The organism is Actinoplanes sp. URMC 104 (assembly GCF_051386375.1).
Lineage (GTDB): Bacteria > Actinomycetota > Actinomycetes > Mycobacteriales > Micromonosporaceae > Actinoplanes.
In genome coordinates this window covers 2143348-2161874 of the sequence record NZ_JBPQTO010000002.1, presented here as the reverse complement: position 1 = coordinate 2161874, position 18527 = coordinate 2143348, and the positions used below count along the sequence as shown (strand labels likewise).

At 72.1% G+C, this 18527-nt stretch carries 15 protein-coding genes and 1 tRNA gene; 9 read left to right on the top strand and 7 right to left on the bottom strand.

Annotation, left to right across the window (positions count from 1 at the left end; all coding sequences use genetic code 11):
• The first annotated feature begins 20 nt into the window (after positions 1 to 20).
• The 3 genes from ACSNN8_RS11120 to ACSNN8_RS11110 all read left to right on the top strand — a co-directional run bounded on the left by ACSNN8_RS11120 (position 21) and on the right by ACSNN8_RS11110 (position 2078).
• Positions 21 to 929, top strand: coding sequence for a metallophosphoesterase (locus ACSNN8_RS11120; RefSeq protein WP_436648568.1), 909 nt, complete (start codon positions 21 to 23; stop codon positions 927 to 929).
• A gap of 72 nt (positions 930 to 1001) precedes the next feature.
• Positions 1002 to 1078, top strand: a tRNA-Pro gene (locus ACSNN8_RS11115).
• A gap of 640 nt (positions 1079 to 1718) precedes the next feature.
• Complete coding sequence (locus ACSNN8_RS11110) at positions 1719 to 2078, top strand: iron chaperone (protein ID WP_436648567.1); 360 nt, start codon at positions 1719 to 1721, stop codon at positions 2076 to 2078.
• Positions 2079 to 2131: 53 nt separating this feature from the next.
• On the opposite strand, the gene ACSNN8_RS11105 is transcribed toward ACSNN8_RS11110, so the two are convergent.
• Together ACSNN8_RS11105 and ACSNN8_RS11100 are read right to left on the bottom strand one after the other, a co-directional pair.
• A complete protein-coding gene (locus ACSNN8_RS11105) occupies positions 2132 to 2608 on the bottom strand; it encodes a PH domain-containing protein (RefSeq protein ID WP_436648566.1) in 477 nt (158 codons plus the stop codon).
• A gap of 82 nt (positions 2609 to 2690) precedes the next feature.
• The gene (locus ACSNN8_RS11100) at positions 2691 to 5099 is read right to left on the bottom strand and encodes a transglycosylase domain-containing protein (RefSeq protein ID WP_436649520.1); all 2409 of its coding nucleotides are present in this window, start codon (positions 5097 to 5099) and stop codon (positions 2691 to 2693) included.
• A 343-nt stretch (positions 5100 to 5442) separates the two neighbouring features.
• Here ACSNN8_RS11100 and ACSNN8_RS11095 point away from each other — a divergent pair, with 343 nt between their 5' ends.
• Complete coding sequence (locus tag ACSNN8_RS11095; protein WP_436648565.1) at positions 5443 to 5745, top strand: WhiB family transcriptional regulator; 303 nt, start codon at positions 5443 to 5445, stop codon at positions 5743 to 5745.
• 10 nt (positions 5746 to 5755) lie between these two features.
• Here the strand turns inward: ACSNN8_RS11095 and ACSNN8_RS11090 are convergent, their stop codons facing one another.
• From ACSNN8_RS11090 to ACSNN8_RS11080, 3 genes are read right to left on the bottom strand one after another with little or no spacing between them, the layout of a single operon-like run.
• On the bottom strand, positions 5756 to 6880 hold the full coding sequence (locus ACSNN8_RS11090; protein ID WP_436649518.1) for an ArsA family ATPase: 1125 nt from the start codon (positions 6878 to 6880) through the stop codon (positions 5756 to 5758).
• 58 nt (positions 6881 to 6938) lie between these two features.
• Positions 6939 to 7892: an ArsA family ATPase gene (locus ACSNN8_RS11085; RefSeq protein ID WP_436648564.1), complete on the bottom strand. Its 954-nt coding sequence runs from the start codon at positions 7890 to 7892 to the stop codon at positions 6939 to 6941.
• 22 nt (positions 7893 to 7914) lie between these two features.
• Positions 7915 to 8904, bottom strand: a complete 990-nt coding sequence (locus ACSNN8_RS11080) for an Rv0361 family membrane protein (protein WP_436648563.1) — start codon at positions 8902 to 8904, stop codon at positions 7915 to 7917.
• A gap of 115 nt (positions 8905 to 9019) precedes the next feature.
• On the opposite strand from ACSNN8_RS11080, the gene ACSNN8_RS11075 reads away from it, so the two are divergent.
• The 5 genes from ACSNN8_RS11075 to ACSNN8_RS11055 all read left to right on the top strand — a co-directional run bounded on the left by ACSNN8_RS11075 (position 9020) and on the right by ACSNN8_RS11055 (position 15157).
• On the top strand, positions 9020 to 9175 hold the full coding sequence (locus ACSNN8_RS11075; protein ID WP_093619400.1) for a DUF4177 domain-containing protein: 156 nt from the start codon (positions 9020 to 9022) through the stop codon (positions 9173 to 9175).
• Positions 9172 to 9657, top strand: coding sequence for a RidA family protein (locus tag ACSNN8_RS11070; protein WP_436648562.1), 486 nt, complete (start codon positions 9172 to 9174; stop codon positions 9655 to 9657). The genes ACSNN8_RS11075 and ACSNN8_RS11070 overlap by 4 nt, the downstream gene beginning before the upstream one ends.
• A 91-nt stretch (positions 9658 to 9748) precedes the next feature.
• A complete protein-coding gene (locus tag ACSNN8_RS11065; RefSeq protein ID WP_436648561.1) occupies positions 9749 to 10537 on the top strand; it encodes an MBL fold metallo-hydrolase in 789 nt (262 codons plus the stop codon).
• The gene (locus tag ACSNN8_RS11060) at positions 10534 to 14181 is read left to right on the top strand and encodes an adenylate/guanylate cyclase domain-containing protein (RefSeq protein ID WP_436648560.1); all 3648 of its coding nucleotides are present in this window, start codon (positions 10534 to 10536) and stop codon (positions 14179 to 14181) included. The genes ACSNN8_RS11065 and ACSNN8_RS11060 overlap by 4 nt, the downstream gene beginning before the upstream one ends.
• 31 nt (positions 14182 to 14212) lie before the next feature.
• Positions 14213 to 15157, top strand: coding sequence for a serine/threonine-protein kinase (locus ACSNN8_RS11055; RefSeq protein ID WP_436648559.1), 945 nt, complete (start codon positions 14213 to 14215; stop codon positions 15155 to 15157).
• Here the strand turns inward: ACSNN8_RS11055 and ACSNN8_RS11050 are convergent.
• On the bottom strand, positions 15134 to 17140 hold the full coding sequence (locus ACSNN8_RS11050) for a biotin carboxylase N-terminal domain-containing protein (protein WP_436648558.1): 2007 nt from the start codon (positions 17138 to 17140) through the stop codon (positions 15134 to 15136). The two genes, ACSNN8_RS11055 and ACSNN8_RS11050, sit on opposite strands and share 24 nt — an antisense overlap.
• Positions 17137 to 18417: a carboxyl transferase domain-containing protein gene (locus ACSNN8_RS11045; RefSeq protein ID WP_436648557.1), complete on the bottom strand. Its 1281-nt coding sequence runs from the start codon at positions 18415 to 18417 to the stop codon at positions 17137 to 17139. Before ACSNN8_RS11045 ends, ACSNN8_RS11050 begins: the two co-directional genes overlap by 4 nt.
• Positions 18418 to 18527 lie beyond the last annotated feature (110 nt).

Here is an 18527-nt window from a genome sequence, read left to right as displayed (position 1 = left end):
AGAAACTACCCTTGCTTTCCATGCGCAAGCGCTCCCTTTTCACCGTGGGCTCCGCAGCAGTCGCGGCCGGCGCCGCCACGTTCGCCTACGGCTCGCTGATCGAACGCAACCTCTTCACGCTCCGGCGCTTCGACGTGCCGGTGCTCGAGCCCGATGCGGAGCCGCTGCGCATCCTGCACCTCTCGGACCTGCACATGATGCCCGACCAGCGGCGCAAGCAGGCCTGGGTGGCCGCGCTGGGCGGTCTCGACCCCGACCTGGTCGTGGTGACCGGCGACAACATGGCCCACCCCGAGTCGGTGCCCGGCGTGCTGCGCGCGCTCGACCCGCTGCTGGGCGTGCCCGGCGCGTTCGTCTTCGGATCCAACGACTACCGCGGCCCCCGGCTGAAGAACCCCCTGTCGTACCTGGTGCGCCCCTCCTCGGAGTACGAGGACGACCAGCTGAGGCGTCCCAACCTGCCCACGGAGGACCTGCGCGCCGCGTTGCTGGACGCGGGGTGGGCCGACCTCAACAACGCCCGTACGGTCCTCAAGGCGGGCGGCCGCTCGGTGGAGCTCGTGGGCGTCGACGATCCGCACATCAACCGCGACCGGTACGACCTCGTGGCCGGCCCCATCTCCAGCGGCGCCGACCTGCACGTGGGCGTCACGCACACCCCCGCCTCCCGGGTGCTCGACGCGATGGCCGGCGACGGCTTCGAGCTGCTGCTGGCCGGCCACACCCACGGCGGCCAGGTGTGCGTCCCGTTCCTCGGCGCGCTGACCACCAACTGCGACCTGCCCCTGTCGATGGCCAAGGGCCTGCACCGCCGCCCCGGCTCCGACGCGTGGCTGCACGTCTCCGCCGGCCTGGGCACCCACCCCACCGCCCCGGTCCGCTTCGCCTGCCGCCCGGAGGCCTCCCTGCTCACCCTGATACCGCGCTGACCTGCGGTTTTACGCTTCTGGGGATACCGATTTCGCGTCGCGCGCGGCGTCGGATAGTATTTCCAGGCAGCTCGGGGTGTGGCGCAGCTTGGTAGCGCGCTTCGTTCGGGACGAAGAGGCCGTCGGTTCAAATCCGGCCACCCCGACCAAGGTAGTTGCAGGGCAGGCCCGGTCACCGGAAACGATGACCGGGCCTGATGCTTTTCCGGCGGCAGTTCCGGTGCCGTTGCGCGGCCGGCCACTCGGCGCCCAGGCCAGGAGCGGCCTTGTCGACCGTGCGTGGCAGCGGCACAGCTTCAGGCTGGTTCGCTCGATGTGCTCCCGGATCAACAGGTCGAGATACTCCGGCGTATCCACCGTTCGACGGGAGTCGTCCTTCGGTGGGCACCGCACGAATTCGCCCGTGTCCTATTCGTAGAGCTGCCACTCGATACGGATTTCCCTCGATCGCACGAACCCGGCTTCGAGACCGACTGGTTCACCTCACCGCATACCGGTCATCCGCTCGGTGACGATCGCGACGGATTCATCATTCCTGCCGGACAGGAGGCATGCCGTTGGGGGATGAGAACCAGGTTAAGCGTGCTGGTAGTCACTTACTCAGGACCGCGCGGTGCCCTGGCAGCGCTCCGATGTCAGCGCGGCGGGCGCGCGGTGCTGGGCCGGCGGCAGCGGATCGATCTGCGGACAAGCCTCGCGCAGTTGTGACACAAATCCGATTATTTCACTATTCCCGGGTCATCCCGAGGTCGTTGACGGTATGCCATAGCCTCGTTAGGTTAAGTCGATATGGCTGCAGATTTCGATGACGTCCCGGGCTATTTGGCCACTGTGCCGGAATCGCATCGCGCGGCGCTCGAGGCGCTCTACGAACAGATCAAGGAACTGTACCCGGAGGCCACCGAGCACATTAAGTGGAGTCAGCCGCTGTTCAAGCTGGATGGCGACACACTGTGCGCTTTCAAGGCGTTCAAGAACCACTCCTCGCTGGGCGTGTGGAGCACCTCCGCGCTGAGCCGGGTCGGCGACCTGCTGGACGGCTACGACCACGCCGAGAGCACCGTGCGGTTCCCGCCGGACAAGCCGTTGCCCAAGAAAGTCCTCGAGGCGATCCTGCACGAGCGGGCCAAGGAGATCAGAGGCGACTGAGCTGATCCGGGCCGTCGTGGAGTACCGGGAGCCAGTGCCGCACCCCGGCCACGTCAGAGGCCGTCTCCCTCACGGGAGGCGGCCTCTGGTGTCTCCGCCGTGACGCCGAAACCCCGCAGCATCTCGACCTTGCGTTGGGCGTCCTTGCGCGAATAGGAGCCGAGCAACCGGACCGGGAAGGCGACGGCGTCGAGCACGATGACGGGCCCGTAGAGCGGCAGGCCGCCCCTGACGTCGATCTCCGCGCACTCCACCGACCGCACGTCGCTCCACGGGATCACCTGGTCCCGGCTGTCGAAGTTGCGTACCCGGATGCCGGTCCGGTCGATCACGGTGCCGAGCCGCAGGCCTCGCCAGATGCCGACCGGGCCCGTGATCAGGCAGAGGACACCCAGTCCGACGCCGAACCAGTCGTGCTTGGCGACCGTCTCGCCATCGATGAAGTAACTGGCCCCGACGAAGGTCCACATGGCGAACAGCCCCACCAGCAGCGGCACCTGGATGCGGGGCCGGATCACGATGCGTTCCATGGTCAAAGGGTAGGAACGCGCGTCCACACGCGAGAGGGGCGGGACATCCGGTGGATGTCCCGCCCCTCTCCGGGCAGGTGAGCTAGCGGCGCCGTGGCGGGCCCGAGGGCTGGCCGCCGGGGACGGCGGGCGTCTCGGGGGCCTTGCCCTTGCTCGGGTGGATGATGACGAAACCGCCCTTGATGGTGCGGCCGTCGGGGCTCGTGCCCGCGGCGGTGCCGGCCGGGCAGTCCGACTCCTGCTCGGTGCCGATCGAGACGTCGAAGCCGGCGTCCTCGATCTCGTCGCGGGCGTCGTCGAGCGAGCTGCAGGTCACGGTGGGGATCGACCGCTGGTCGCCGAACGCGATCTTGCGGTTCTCCGGCTCCTTGAACTGGTCCTTCGGCTTGCCGTCCATGAAGTCGGCGAGCGTCTCGTAGACCGCCGGGTTGACCACGTCGTGCGACATGCGGTCGCGGTGGTCGGGCCAGTCGGGGTTCGCCATGTAGCCGGCGACGACCAGCGACGTGGTGCCCGCGATCAGCGCGGCGGTCTTGTCCTTGTCGGTGGTGCCGGTCTTGCCGAACACCGGGTGCTTGACCGTCTGCTTGGTGGCGCGGGCGGTCGAGGCGCCGTTGCAGGAGCCCAGCTGGGCCGAGTCGCCGACCGGGCAGCGGGCCGCGTCGATCGCGGCACGGGCCACGTCCTTGCTGGTCGCCCGTCGGCACATCGGCTTGCCGATGTCGAGCTTGTCGCCGTCGGCCGTGCTGATCTGCTCGATCGGGGTGGGCTCGCAGTACATGCCGTCGCCGGCGAGCGTGGCGTACGCGTTGGCCATGTCGAGCGGGGTCGACGACGAAACGCCCAGCGTGAACGCGCCCCACTGGTGGGCGGCTTCCTGGTCGTTGGCCCAGTCGTTCTCGTTGGGCACCCGGAACTGCACGCCGAACCGCTTGGCCACGGCCACCACGTTCTCCGCGCCGACCTGTTCCTCGAGCGGCACGAAGTACGTGTTGATCGACTTACCGAAGCCGGTCCACATGTTGTAGACGCCCTCACCGCCGCCGCCGGAGTTGCTGGGGCACCAGAAGTGCGTGCCCGGGCAGGCCGAGTCGTTGCTGCTGTCGATGATGTAGCTGGTCTTCGCCCGCTTCTCGGCCTTGATCGGGTAGGCCAGCGGGTAGCCCTTCTCGAGCGCGGCGATGATCGTGAAGATCTTGAACACCGAGCCGGCCTGGTAGCCGGTGATGTCACCGCCGCCGCTGAGCAGCGGGTTGGTCGTGTTCGGGTACGTCGCGCGGACGCCCGCCCTGGCCTTGCGCTTGTCCGAGGACAGCGGGTTCGGGTGCTCGGCGTCGGGCAGCTTGTACTTGCGGTTGGCCGCCAGCAGCCGCACCTTGCCGGTGCCCGGCTCGGTCGCGGCCAGCAGCAGCGCGTTCTTGTCCATCTCGGCGATGTGGTCGGCGATCCGCTTGCGCGCGTCGGCCTGGGCCTTGATGTCCAGCGTCGTGGTGATCCGGTAGCCGCCGCTCTTGAGGCGCCGCTCCCGGTCGTACGGGGTGGCGCCGAACGCCTCCTGGCTCATCCACCAGCGGTAGAAGTAGTCGCAGAAGAAGCCCCAGTTGTTGTTGGCGACCGAGACGCAGCCGTTGCCGATCGGCTTGACCTGGCGCGGGATCGCTTCCTTCTTCGCCTTGTCGGCCTGCGCCGCGGTGATCGAACCCATCTCGACCATGGCCGGGAGGATGTAGTTGTCGCGGCGCTGCTTGATCTGGTCGTAGCCGCCCTTGGTGGTCGGGTTGAAGCTGGTCGGCGCCTTCACCATGCCGGCGAGCATCGCGGCCTGGCCGGCGGTGAGGTCCTTGGGCTTCTTGTTGAAGTAGACCTGGCTGGCGGCGTACACGCCGTAGGCCTGGTTGCCGAACGGCGCGATGTTGAGGTAGCGCTCCAGGATCTGGTCCTTGTTGAGCTCCTTCTCCACCTGCAGCGCGTACTTCATCTCGGTGATCTTGCGCTTGGGCGTGTCCTTCGTCGCGTCGACGACCTCCTGCGGGTTCGTCGCCGAGTAGGCGAGCGACATCCGCACGTACTGCATGGTGATCGTCGAGGCGCCCTGCTTGGAGTCGGACTTGCCGCTGTTGTTCACGAACGCGCGCGCGACGCCCTTGAGGTCGACGCCGTTGTGGTTGTAGAACTCCCGGTCCTCGGCCGCGACCATGGCGTCGCGCATGTACTTCGACATGTCCTTGAGCGGGACGTCGCTGCGGAACTCGTCGTAGAACTGCGAGATCTGTGTCTTGTTGTCCGACGCGTAGATCCGGGTGATCTGCGGGGAGCTGAAGTCCTTGAGCTCACTGGGCAGCTGCGCGAAGGTCTCGCCACCGGCCTTGGCCGCCAGTCCGGACATCGCGGCGGCGGGGAAGGCCGCGGCGGCGACGACGACACCGGCGAGTAAACCGCAGATCAGCAGCGAGGTCGCATTGGCGAAGATGTTGTGATCGCGTCTGCGCATCCAGGAGGTCACCTGAGCAGGGTACGCGACGACCGCACGTGACTGCCCGTCGAGAAGGTCACGCTTCGCACCAACAATTCTGCCCCTCCGGAGGAGATCTTGGGGGACTTTTCCACGATGCGCACCGTCCCGGCACCCGAACTGTTGCCATGGGTTTGTGTCCTTCGCCCGGAACCACCGAGCTGTACGTATTTGAGGGACAACGTTGCGTAATCGCCCGACTACAGAGCATGATGGTCCGGCGAGCTGTCGCACGACGTCTGTGCTGCTTGGGGGACTCAACTGCCTGGTCAGGCAGGAGCGCGCGGGCGTCAGGGGGTAACGCAAGGGGGGACGTTTACACATGGGGATGATCAGCGACTGGCCCAGCATGGCGGCGTGTCAGAGTGGCGACCCTGACGCGCTTTTCGTGCAGGGCGCCGAGCAGAACGTGGCGAAGAGGATCTGCCGCAGCTGCCCGGTTCGCTACGAGTGCCTCGCCGATGCCCTGGACAACCGGATCGAGTTCGGCGTCTGGGGAGGCATGACCGAGCGGGAACGGCGCGCGCTGCTGCGCCGCCACCCGCACGTGGCGAGCTGGCGGAAGATGTTCGAGGCCGCCATGCGGGAGAAGGGCTCCGACAAGGTGCTCGTCCCGACCCGCTGAAACAGCGGGGCTACGCCAGGAGCGCGCCGATCGTCCGCAGCCCGTCGACGTCATGCACGTCGGCGGGCTGCGCCGTGACGGCGACCGTCGGGACCGCGGGGAAGGCGTCCGTGAAGGTCGCTGCGACCCGCTCCTCGCGCTCGGTCTGCCGGACGAGGTTGGCGTGGATGCGCAGCGCGTCGGCGGTCACCGAGTGGTCGCCGGCCCCGGCGAGGGTCTCGGCCGCCGCGAGCGAGTCGTCGGCCGACAGGCTCGCCACCTCGGAGCGGTGCATCCGGTTGAGCACCAGCCCGGCGAGCGGCATGCGGTCGGCGACGAGCCGCTCCGCGAAGTACGCCGCCTCGCGCACCGCGTCCCGCTCGGGCGCCGCGACCAGCAGGAACGCGGTCTGCGGGTCCTGCAGGATCCGGTACGTCTGGTCGGCGCGCTGCCGGAAGCCGCCGAACATCGAGTCGAGCGCCGCGACGAAGCCGGACAGGTCGGTCAGCAGCTGGGCGCCCAGGATCTTCTGCACCGCCTTGGAGAACAGCCCGAACGACGCGGTGACCAGGCTGAACATGCTGCGCCCACCGCGGGCCGGGGCGAGCAGCATCCGCAGCATGCGGCCGTCGAGGAACCGCGACAGCCGGGCCGGCGCGTCGAGGAAGTCGAGCGCGGACCGCGACGGCGGGGTGTCCACCACGATCAGGTCCCACTCGTCGGTCGCCCGCAGCTGGCCCAGCTTCTCCATCGCCATGTACTCCTGCGTGCCGGAGAACGTCGAGCTCATGGCCTGGTAGAACGGGTTGCCGAAGATCTCCGCGGCGCGCTGCGGCGTGGTGTGCTGCTGCACCACCTCGTCGAAGGTGCGCTTCATGTCGAGCATCATGGCGTGCAGCTCGCCGCCGTTGTCGCCGTCGATGCCCTTGACCTGGCGCGGGGTGTTGTCGAGCTCGCTGAGGCCCATCGACTGGGCCAGCCGGCGGGCAGGGTCGATCGTCAGCACCACGGTGCGCCGCCCGTGCACCTCGGCGGCCCGCAGCCCGAGCGCGGCAGCGGTGGTCGTCTTGCCCACGCCGCCCGCGCCGCAGCACACGACGATCCGGGTCGCGGGGTCGGCGAGCAGACCGTCGACATCGAGTCGTTCAGCGGTCACTTCAGCCACTGCTCAAGCGTAATCCGTCGTTGATCCCGCGCACGGCGACTGTGTCCGGTCACGCACGCATCAGGGCCGCGGCGAGCTCGTCGAGCCCGGCCTGATCGACGCCGTGGGGCAGCAGCGGCAGCTCGACCAGCGGCCGGCCCGCCTCGGCCAGCTCGGTGCGCAGCGACTCCTCCAGCTCCTGCCGCGTGAGGTGCGCCTTCACCTCGGTGGCCAGCCCGTTGACGGTGACCGGGTCGGTGGGCAGCCCCGCCTCGGCCAGACCCCGCTTGAGCTCGGCCTTGGTGACCTTGCCGCCGGTCACGAGCGCCGGGCGAGTGGCGTTCAACACGATCCGGCCGACCGGGATGTGCAGCGCGGTGAGCTCGGCGATCGCGTCGAGCGTCTCCTGCACCGGCATCTCCTCGAGCAGCGTGACGACGTGCACCGAGGTCATCGGCGAGCGCAGCAGCGACGAGACGCCCTCGCTCTGCGACTTGATCGGGCCGACCTTGGCGAGCTTGGCGGTCTCGGCGGTGACGTTGAGGAAGCGCCCGATGCGGCCGGTCGGCGGGGCGTCGAGCACGACGGCGTCGTACGCCCTGCGGCCGTCCTGCGACCGGGTGGTGGCCTCCTTGACCTTGCCGGTGAGCAGCACGTCGCGCAGACCCGGCGCGATCGTGGTGGCGAAGTCGATGGCGCCCACCTTGCGCAGCGCCCGGCCGGCCGCGCCCAGGTGGTAGAACATGTCGAGGTACTCGAGCAGCGCCTCCTCGGGGTCTACCGCGAGCGCGCGCACCTCGCCGCCGCCGGCCACCGTGGCGATCCGCAGCTCCTTGTAGGGCAGCGGCTCGGTCTCGAACAGCTGCGCGATGCCCTGCCGGCCCTCGACCTCGACCAGCAGCGTGCGCCGGCCCTCCGCGGCCAGGCCCAGCGCCAGCGCCGCGGCCACGCTGGTCTTGCCGGTGCCGCCCTTGCCGGTCACGACGTGCAGCCGTGCCGGCCATCTGCTCACGTGCTCGCCCATGGACCAAAGGTACGGCGACCGCTCAGCCCGTGACCTCGCAGACCAGCCAGCCGGTCTTGCGGATCACGGTGAACTCCAGCTCCTGCGCCGCGCTCTTCTCGTCCGCCGTGGTGAGCGTGACCTCCACCGAGACGCGGGCGCGGTCCTCGCCGTTCTCCGCGATCCGCGGGTCGGCCCAGCGGAACACGGGGTCGGTGTAGCCCTCGGCGTACGCCCTGATCTCCGACACCCGATCGGCGATCTTGGTCTCGTCGCGGGCCTCACGGCAGACCAGGTCGTCCGCGGCGGCCGCGTCCTGCTCGGTGTAGACGGCGGTGAGGAAGCGGTTGACCGCGGTGGCCGGGTCAGGCGAGCCGGGGTTGTCGGCGTCGCGCAGCAGGAAGTACGCCGAGACAGCGCCGCCGCCGCACAGGACCAGCGTGCCGACCAGCGCCAGCGAGACCCACAGGCCGCCCCGGCGGCGGGGGCGGTAGTCGCCGGCCACCTGGTAGGGCTGCTGCGCGCCCGCCCAGATCGGCTCGGGCGCTCCTGCCTCCGGCGGCTCGGCCGCCAGGAGCGGCGACTGCAACGGCTCGCCGGGCAGGAGCGGCGACTGCAGCGAGGCCTGCGGCGGCTGGGCGGGCACCGAGTGCTGCCAGGCCAGGTGCTCGGGCGGGGAGGTCTGCCACTCGCCGGGCGCCTCGTGCCGGGCGTGCCACGGCGAGGTCGCCGGCGAGGGCTGCCAGCCGCTCGCCTGCCCGGCCGGGATGACCTGGGTGCTGTCGGGCGCCTCGTCGGCGAAGGCGCCGGGCGGCGGCCACTGCCGGTGGTCCTCCGGCTCGGGCCCGGCGTCGATGAAGTCGGCCCCCGCGAAGGCCGGGGCGACCGGGCCGGCGGCGGGCGGCCAGTCGTGCGGCGGCTGCGGCGCCGGGATGGGGTCGTCCGGCGGGATGGGCTGCGGCGGCTCCGGCTCGGGCGAGGGCACCGGGGTGGGCTCGGGATGACCCGGCTCGCCGCCTCGCGGGTGCGTCATGTCGCCCTCCGTGATCTCCCAGTGACGGTCGCTACGGCTCGCTCAGCCTAGACAAGCGGGGCCGTCCGTGGGCCCTAAGCTGACCCGGTACCGACGATTAGGGAGTAGGCGAGCGATGCAGAAGTGGGAGTACGTGACCGTGCCCCTGCTGGTCCACGCGACCAAGCAGATCCTCGACAACTGGGGCGAGGACGGCTGGGAACTCGTACAGGTCGTGCCGGGGCCGAACCCGGAGCAGCTGGTGGCCTATCTGAAGCGGCCGAAATCGTGACCACGCCGATCAGCGGTGAGGGGGGCGTCGACGCGTACGCGAAGCTCGCCGAGCTGGGTCTGACGCTGCCCAAGGTCGTGCCGCCGCTGGCGTCCTACGTCCCGGCGGTGCAGACCGGCAACCACGTGTACGTCTCGGGTCAGCTCCCGCTCGTCGAGGGCAAGCTGCCGCACGCCGGCAAGGTCGGCGCCGAGGTCTCGCCCGAGCAGGCCGTCGAGTCGGCCCGCCTCTGCGCCCTCAACGCGCTGGCCGCGGTCGAGTCGCTCGTCGGGCTGGGCCGGGTCGTCAAGGTCGTCAAGGTGACCGGCTTCGTCGCGTCGGCGCCGGGCTTCACCGGCCAGCCCGCGGTGGTCAACGGGGCGTCGAACCTCTTCGGCGACGTCCTGGGCGAGCAGGGCCGGCACGCCCGCAGCGCCGTCGGCGTGGCCGAGCTCCCGCTGGGCGCCCCGGTCGAGGTCGAGGTCATCTTCGAGGTCGCCTAGCCGCCTGGTTGCAATGCGTAACCTGAGCGGGCACTGAGATCGCACATCCGGTCCTCTCGCTCAACCCCCTGCAGGACGTAGGATTTCGCGTATGGGGGGTGCTGCGCGCGACGGACTGCCGGGCTGGGTGACGCTGCTGCGCGCGCCCAACCCGGGCCCGATGACGCTGGACGGCACCAACACGTGGGTCCTGCGGGAACACGGCTATGTGATCGATCCGGGCCCGCTCGACGAGGGGCACCTGGCCCGGATAGCCGGGCTGGGACCGTACGAGGCCATTCTCGTCACTCACGGTCACCACGACCACGTCGAGGGCGCCGCCCGGCTGTCCGAGCTCCTCGGCGGCACGCCGGTGCTGGCCGCCGATCCTGCGCACTGCATCGGGGGCGGTCCGCTCCGGCCCGGCCCCCTCACCGGCGACATCACGGTGCTGGCCACGCCCGGGCACACCTCCGACTCGGTGTGTTTCCTGGTGGGCGCGGGCAGGTCGCCGGCGATGTTCACCGGCGACACGATCCTCGGACGGGGCACGACGGTGGTCGCCCATCCGGATGGCGACCTCGGTGCCTATCTGGGCAGTCTCGAGCAGCTCAGTGCGTACGAGCAGGTCGTCATGCTGCCGGGCCACGGCCCCGTGCGCGAGGACGTGGCCGCGGTCGCGAACGCCTACCTCGATCACCGGCGGGAGCGGTTGGCGCAGGTGGAGGCGGCCGTCGCCGCCGGAGCGACCACTCCTGAGCAGGTGGTCGACCGCGTTTATCCCGACATCGACCCGGCGGTGCGGTTCGCGGCGATCTGGTCGGCGGCCGCGCAACTCGATTATCTGAATCACAAAATCGGGGAATCAGGAACACCCGCAGGCAGGTTGGATCCGCTGTGACCTGTCCGGTGTGTGGAACCGTCGCCGTCCCGGGCGCCCGCTTCTGCCACAACTGCGGCGCGGCCCTGCCGGCGGCCGCCACTCTGCCCGCGGCGGAGCGGCGCATCGTCACCGTGCTCTTCGGCGACCTGTCCGACTTCACCTCCTGGTCGGAGGACCTCGACCCCGAGCGGGTCGGCGCGGTCACCGACCGGGTGCTCGCCGCGCTGGCGGGCGCGGTCAAGACGTTCGGCGGTCACGTCGACAAGCTGACCGGCGACGGCATCATGGCGGTCTTCGGCGCCCCGGTGGCCCACGAGGACGACGCCGAGCGCGCGGTCCGCGCCGCGCTGAGCATGCAGCGCGCGGTCCGCCGGGTGCTCGACGACGAGCGCGGCGGCGGCGCCCCGCTGGGTCTGCGCGTGGGCCTCAACACCGGCGAGGTCGTGGCCGGCATGCAGGCGGGCATCGAATACACGGTCATCGGCGACACGGTGAACACCGCCGCGCGGCTGGCCGACGCCGCCGCGGTCGGAGCGGTCTACGCGGGCTCGCGCACCAGCGGCGGCACCCGGCACGTGGCTTCCTGGCGCCAGCTGCGCCCGCTGCGGCTCAAGGGCAAGCGCGAGCCGGTGCCCGCGTTCGAGCTGCTCGGCCTGCACGACGCGCCGGGCACCCGCTCGGGCCTGGGCGACGAGGCGCCGTTCGTGGGGCGCGAGACCGAGCTGGGCCGGGTGGCCGGGCGGCTGGCCGAGGCGATCGACTCGCAGACGCCGCGGGTGATGGTGATGACCGCCGAGGCGGGCATCGGCAAGTCCCGGTTCGCCGGCGAGGTCAAGCGGCTCGCGGCCGGCTACGACGTGGGCAACGGGCAGTACGCGGCCCACACCGGGGCGCGGGTGCTGCGGGTCCGCTGCCGCGCGTTCGGCGAGCGCCGCCGCTTCGCGCCGCTGGCCGACCTGGTGCGCAAGTCGGTGGGCCTGCCCAAGGACGTGGTGTCCACGGTCGGCCGGCCGGTGGTCGAGGAGCGGCTGCGCAAGCTCGCCAACCGGCTGGGCCGCGGCGAGCCGGCGAAGCTGGACTTCGACCGGCTGCTGGCGCTGCTCGGCTATGGCGAGGCGCCGGCCAACCCGGTCGGTCCCGCGGCGGACGCCGACTGGCAGCCCAGCGGCAAGCGGGCCGACGCCGAGGCGCTGTCGTCCGCGGTCGCCGAGCTGCTCACCGCGCTGGCCGCCGAGGCGCCGCTGGTGGTCATCGTCGACGACCTGCACGACGCCACCGCGTCGACCGTGGACGCCCTCGGGCGTACGCTCTCGCTGCTCGACGGCCCGGTGGTGGTGCTGCTGCTCGGCCGGCCAGAGCTGGCGCGCACGGCCGGCGCGCTGACCCGGCTGGCCGACGCCGAGGTGCACACGCTGCCGCCGCTGCGCGGCGCGGACGCCTCCCGGCTGCTCACCTCCTATCTCAACGGCGGCAAGCTGCCGCAGCCCGACACCGACAAGCTGCTCGCCACCGCGCAGGGCAACCCGTTCTATCTGGCCGAGATGGTCACGCTGCTCATGGAGCGTGGCGCGCTGACCCCGGCGGTGGGCGCGAACGCGGCCGGCAAGTGGCAGCTCGCGGCGGGCTCGCTGGGCAAGCAGCTGCTCTCGCGCGACCTCGCGGCCGTGCTCGCGGCGCGCATCGACGCGCTGCCGCCCGAGCCGCGGTCGGTGCTGCGCGACGCCGCGGTGGTCGGCGACACGGTGCCGACCGGCGTGATCGAGGCGCTGCGCGAGCGGCGGGCCTCGACCGACGCGCGGCCGGGCGCGGTGGCCGCGGTCGAGCTGGAACGCTCGATCGACGAGCTGCTGCAGCGTCGCATGTTGCATCGGTCCCGCGGCGGCTACGCCTTCACGACGCCGCTGATGCGCGAGGCGGCGTACACCGGCATCGGCAAGGCCGACCTCGCCGACCGGCACGCCTACCTGGCGAACTGGGCCGCGCCGGAGAACCTGGCGAGCTCCACCTACGACAGCACGGCCCGGCTCAACCTGAGCGACAACGAGCGGGACGCGTTCGTCGCCACCCACGCCGAGTGCGCGGTCGAGCTGGCCGACGCCGTCCGGCTGCGCCCCGAGGCGGCCGTACGCGACGTCGCGCCGCTCGGCGTGGCCGCGCTGGGCCGCCTGGCGCGCCGGGCGCTGGCCAACATCGAACCGGGCGCCTCCATCGAGTACGCCGAGCGCGCCGCCGCGCTGGCCCCCGGCGGCCTGCCCCTGCCCGACCAGCTCGTGCACGCCCGGGCCCTGCTGCGCCTGGGCCGGGCCGACGAGGCGCTCGCGCACGGCGAGAAGATCGCCGAGGCCGCGGAGGACGAGCCGGTGAGCAAGGCCGAGGCGCTGCTCGTGGTCGGCCGGGCGCACGAGGCGCTGGGCGATACCGGCCGCGCGGTCACCGCGTGGCAGGAGGCGCTCGAGGTGGCCACCGAGGCCGAGCTGCTGCCGGAGCGGGCCAACGCGATGCGCCGGCTCGGCATGGCCGACTTCCTGGCCGGGCGGCTCAGCCAGGCGAGCAGCCGGTTCGCCGCGGCCTACCAGGTGACGCTGGCGGCCGGGGACCGGCACGGGCAGGCCTGGGCGCTGCAGAACCTGGCCTGGGTGACCACGACCCGCGGGGACTTCGCCGGCACGGACGCGGTGCTGGGCCGGGCGGCCCGGCTCTTCGCCGAGCTGGGCGACCCGGTGGGCCGCTCGTGGCTGCGCGGCACCACGGCGTTCGCGCGGCTGCTCGCCGGCCGGCTGCAGGAGTCGCGGCGGCTGGCCCGGGTGTTCCTGCCCTTCGGCGACCGGGTGGGCGAGGCGTGGGCGGTCGGCACGCTGCGCGCCGTGGAGGCGTACGCGGCCGCCGAGCTGGGCGAGCTGGCCGAGGCGGACGGCGAGGCGCGCCGGGCCTACCGCGACTTCAACGCCGTGGGCGACGACTGGGGGCGCGGATTCGCGCTGGTCGTGCGTGGTGCGATCGCCCGCGGGCTGGGCGAGTTCGAGCACGCCCACGATCTGCTCGGCGACGCTCTGACGTACGCGGACCGCACCGGGCACCCGCTGCTGCTGGGCATGGCGGGCACGCTGCGCGGGTTCGTGGCGCTGCACCGCGGTGACCTGGCCGCGGCGGAGGCGGACGCCCGGCGGGTGATGACCGCGGTGGAGCCGCACAACCCGATGGCGCCGGCGCAGGTCGGCCCGCGGGTGCTGCTGGCCGAGGCGCGGCTGCGGGCAGGCGACGCGACGACCGCGATCGGCCTGCTGGCGCCGATCGCCACCGACACCGGGGTGCCGTCGCTGCTGTTCTCCCGGCGGCACGCGCTGGCCTCGTACGCCGCCGCTCTGCTCGCCGACGGCCGGGTCGACGCCGCCCTGACCTGGATCGAGCGGGCGCGCGCGGTGAACGCCGAGGACGTGCGCAGCGGGGTGCTGGCCGCGATGACGTACGCCCGGGTGCTGGCCGCCGCCGACCGGTGCGAGCAGGCGCGCGAGGCGGCGGAGGAGGCGGTGTTGCTGGCGTACTCGACCGAGCAGACCAGCGAACGGCTGGCGGCCGAGGAGCTGCGGGCGGCGCTCGCGGCGACCGCGGTGGAGCCCGCCCCGCCGGCAACTGTCGCCTACGCGTCTGACGTGCCTCGATGATCTCCAGGGCATCTGGCGTATTTTCATCCTCATGACCGAGACACCGCGCGGAGCGATCCCGGCTCCGTACGTGCCTGGTATGTCCGGCTTGTCGGTCATGGCCCGCGGGGGATACGCGACCGTCTACCGCGCGATGCAGGACTCGGTGGGCCGCGAGGTCGCCATCAAGGTGGAGAACCGCCGCCTCGACAGCGACCGCGACCAGGCCCGCTTCCTGCGCGAGGCGCGGGCGGCCGGGCGCATGTCGTCGCATCCGCACGTCGTCGACCTGTTCGACGTCGGCGTGACGGTCGACCAGCACCCCTACCTGATCATGGAGCTGTGCGACGGGTCGTACCTCGACCGCATGCGCCGCAGCCCGCTCGGCGCGCAGGAGACCCGCGACCTGGGCGTCAAGATCGCCGACGCGCTGGTGCACTCGCACGCCAACGGGGTGCTGCACCGCGACGTCAAGCCGGCCAACATCCTGTACTCGCAGTTCAACTCGGCCGTGCTCGCCGACTTCGGGCTCGCCGTGCTGGGCGAGATGCGCGACTCCTCGGTGACGCTCGAGGTGCTCACCCCGGCGTACGCGCCGCCCGAGATGTTCCGCCACGACGAGCCCAGCGGCGCGGTCGACGTCTACGCGCTCTGCGCGACGCTCTACGCGGTGATGCGGGGCCGCCCGCCGCGCTGGGACGGCGACCGCAGCCCCAGCCTGATCACGCTGATGGACCTGTTCAACCAGCCCATCCCCGACCTGCCCGGCGTCCCGCCGGCGCTGACCCAGGTGCTGCGCTACGGCATGGCCAACGACCCGGCCTCCCGCCCGACCGCCCGCCAGCTGCGCGACATGCTCTCGGACGTGCAGCTGCAGCCGGCGAGCCACGTGCCACCGCCGCGGTTCGGCCCCGGCGACGACACCCCGACCGTGCGGCACCCGCGGCAGCCGAAGAAGAGGTGGCTGTTCGGCCTACTCGGGATCCAGGATCGCTAACAGCTCGCCGGTGTCGACCTCGGCGCCCGGCTGCACCGGCAGCGAGGCGACCACCCCGGCGCTCGGCGCGTGCACCGGATGCTCCAGCTTCATCGCCTCGAGCGTGAGCAGCAGCTCCCCGGCCCGCACCCGCTGACCCGGCACGACCAGCACCCGGCGGACGGCTCCCGGCAGCGGCGCGATCAGCGAGCCCTCGACGGCGTCCGGGGCGGGCAGCGGGAAGCGGGACAGCGCGCGCAGCGCGACCGAGCCCTCGGGGCTGTCCACGTAGGAGACCTCGCCGACCCGGTGCACGTTGAAGGTCAGCCGGATGCCGTTCACGTCGAGCACCACGCGCTCGTCGCCGGCGTGCACCACCACGGTCTCGGGGTAGTCCGCGGTCACCGGCGCCTGGCCCAGCCCCGCCAGATCCAGCTCCTCGGGGTCGACCGTGCGCACCCACCAGCCGGCAAGCTCGCCGTGCCGGTTCATGCGATAGCCGACCTCCACCGGGCCGGCAGGGCCGTCGTAGACCGCGGTCTGCGAGCCGGACGGCACGTTGCGCCAGCCGGAGGGCAGCGAACGCAGCACGGTGGCGGCGGCGCGCCGGGCGGCGGCTCCGGCCAGGGCGGCGGCGAGGCACGAGAGGCGTACGGCGTCGACCGCCGACAGCAGCGGGGCGAACACCTCGGGCCGGCGGTCGAGGAAGCCGGTGTCCACGTCGCCGGTGCGGAAGGCGTGGTGGCGCAGGGCGCGCACCAGCAGGTCCCGATTGGTTGCGACGCCGTGCAGCTGGGTGCGGGTCAGCGCCGAGGCGAGCATCCGGGCCGCCTCCTGCCGGGTGGGCGCCCAGGCGATCAGCTTCGCGAGCGTCGAGTCGTGGTGCACGCCGATCACCGAGCCGTCCTCGACCCCGGCGTCCAGCCGCAGCCCGGGGGCGGCCAGCGGACGGAACCGGCTCGCCACGTCCGGGACGGCGAAGCGGTGCAGCGTGCCGGTGACGGGCAGCCAGGCGTACGCGGGGTCCTCGGCGCACAGCCGCACCTCGATCGCGTGGCCGCGGATCGGCGGCGGGCCCGGCATCGGCAGGCTCCCGCCCTCGGCGACCAGCACCTGCAGGCGGACGAGGTCGTAGCCCGACACGCACTCGGTGACCGCGTGGTCGGCCTGCAGGGTCGGGGTGAGCTCGAGGAAGTAGAAGTCGCCGTTGGTATCGAGCAGGAACTCCACCGCGCCCGCCCCGACGTAGCCCAGCGCGCGGACCGTGATGATCGCGGCGCGGCAGAGCTCCTCGCGCAGCCCCGGGTCGACGGCGGGGGACGGGGTCTCCTCGACGATCTTCTGATAGCGGCGCTGGATCGAGCACTCGCGCTCACCGAACGGGATCACCGCGCCGTGCTCGTCGGCGATGATCGGCACCTCGATGTGGCGCACGTCGTCGACGTACGGCTCGCAGTAGACCTCGCCGCCCACCTCGCGGCGGGTGGAGGCCAGCGCCTCGGCGAGCGTGGCCGCGTCGCGCACGACCCGCAGCCCGATCCCGCCCGCGCCGGTGTCCGGCTTGATCAGCACGGGGAAGCCGGGCACCTGCGCCGGGTCGGTGAAGCTGGGCAGCACCGGCACCCGCGCCTCGGCCACCAGGGCCTTGGTCTCCTGCTTGCTGCGCAGCACGCCCAGCGTCTTGGCGGGCGCGCCCACCCAGATCATGCCGGCGTCGGCCACCGCGGAGGCGAAGTCCGGGTCCTCGGCGAGCTCGCCGGTGCCGGGATGGATCGCGTTCGCGCCGGAGCGCTGGGCGGCCGTGATGATCAGGTCACCGCGCTGGTACGAGGACCGGGGTGTGTCGCCGTCGAGGCGTACGGCATAGTCCGCCTCCCCGACGTGGGGCGCGTCGGAATCGGCGTCGGAGTACACGGCGACCGTTTCGATGCCGACCAGGCGGCAGGTGGCGAACACCCGGCGGGCGATCTCACCACGGTCGGCCACCAACAGGCGTCGGATCACTGGTCTACCTTTCCGGGTCGGAACACGCCGACGCGCCCGGCGCCCTCGACGGCCGCGCTGTGCACGGCCGACAGGCAGAGTCCGAGCACGGTGCGCGTGTCACGGGGGTCGATGACGCCGTCGTCGTCGCCCGCCGTGGGGCCGTCGGCCGGCCAGCTGAACACGAAGCGGGGGTCGCCGGTGCGTCCGGTGTTGAGGGCGAGAAGCGGCACGGTGGAGTGCGCCAGCGCGTCGAGCGCGCCGGAGCCGAACGTGCCGGCCTCGTCGCGCTGGACGAGCAGCAGCGACGTGTCGGTGGCGTTGGCGAGCTGGATGAAGTGCACCGCCTTCTGGGCGTCGGCGCTGGTCTGCGTGCCGTCCGCGGTGGCGAGCACCCCGACCGGATAGCCGTGCAGCTCGCCCCAGCCGGCCAGCACCGAGGTGCCCACCGCCGGCTTGAACTCGTCGAAGTCGCTGCCGTCGAGGATGCGGGCCAGCACCTCGCGCGTGTCGAACAGCTCGGCGGGGCCGGCGAGCGCCAGCAGGTCCTCGGCGTCGTACTTGGGCGCGGCGGGCGGGAAGGTGCGCGGCGGCGGGCCCGACTTGCGCCAGTTCAGACGGCGTACGCACTGACGCGCCAGGCGCAGCGCGTCGCGCTCATCCTCGGCGAGCTGGTCGGCCGGCGCGGCGAGGGCCTTGGCGTGCCCCCGCACCATGATCGTGTAGTCCGAGAACGCCGGCAGGTACGCCACGTCGCCGCTGGTCGGCCCGAAGACCACGCACACCGTGGGCACCCGTCCGGCGGACAGGCGGCTCAGGTCGCGGGCGACACCCCCGCCCGGCGGCGAGCCCGACGCGGTCTCGGCGGCGGACTCGACGAGGTTGACCAGCGGCAGGCGGTTGCACGCGGCGATCCGGGCGGCACGGCGGATCTTCTCGACCGCGTACGGGTTGACCGCCGTTTCCTCGACGGTCGGATCGGTCGCGACCAGCATGCACTCGACGTCCTCGACCACGCCGATGCCGGTGACCACGCCGGCGCCCACCGGGAACTCGGTGCCCCAGCCGGAGACGGGTGACAGCTCGAGGAACGGCACGTCCTGGTCGAGCAGCATCTCGATGCGTTCGCGGGGCAGCAGCTTGCCGCGTGCGTGGTGCCGGGTGACCGCCCGCTCGCCCCCGCCGCACCGTGCCTCCTCGATCGCCGCCTCCAGCCGGTCGAGCCGGTCGAGCGTCGCGTTGCGGCTGTCGAGGTAGCCGGGGGTGCGCGAGTCGATGGCGGTGTCGAGCACGGTCACGTCGGGACCCCGATGCGCTGTACGCCCGCCACCATGTTCAAAGCCGCGCCCTCTCGTATCCGCCGGTGCCTCTCGACCACCTCCGTAACGAGTGGTCGAGCGGGTGCGAC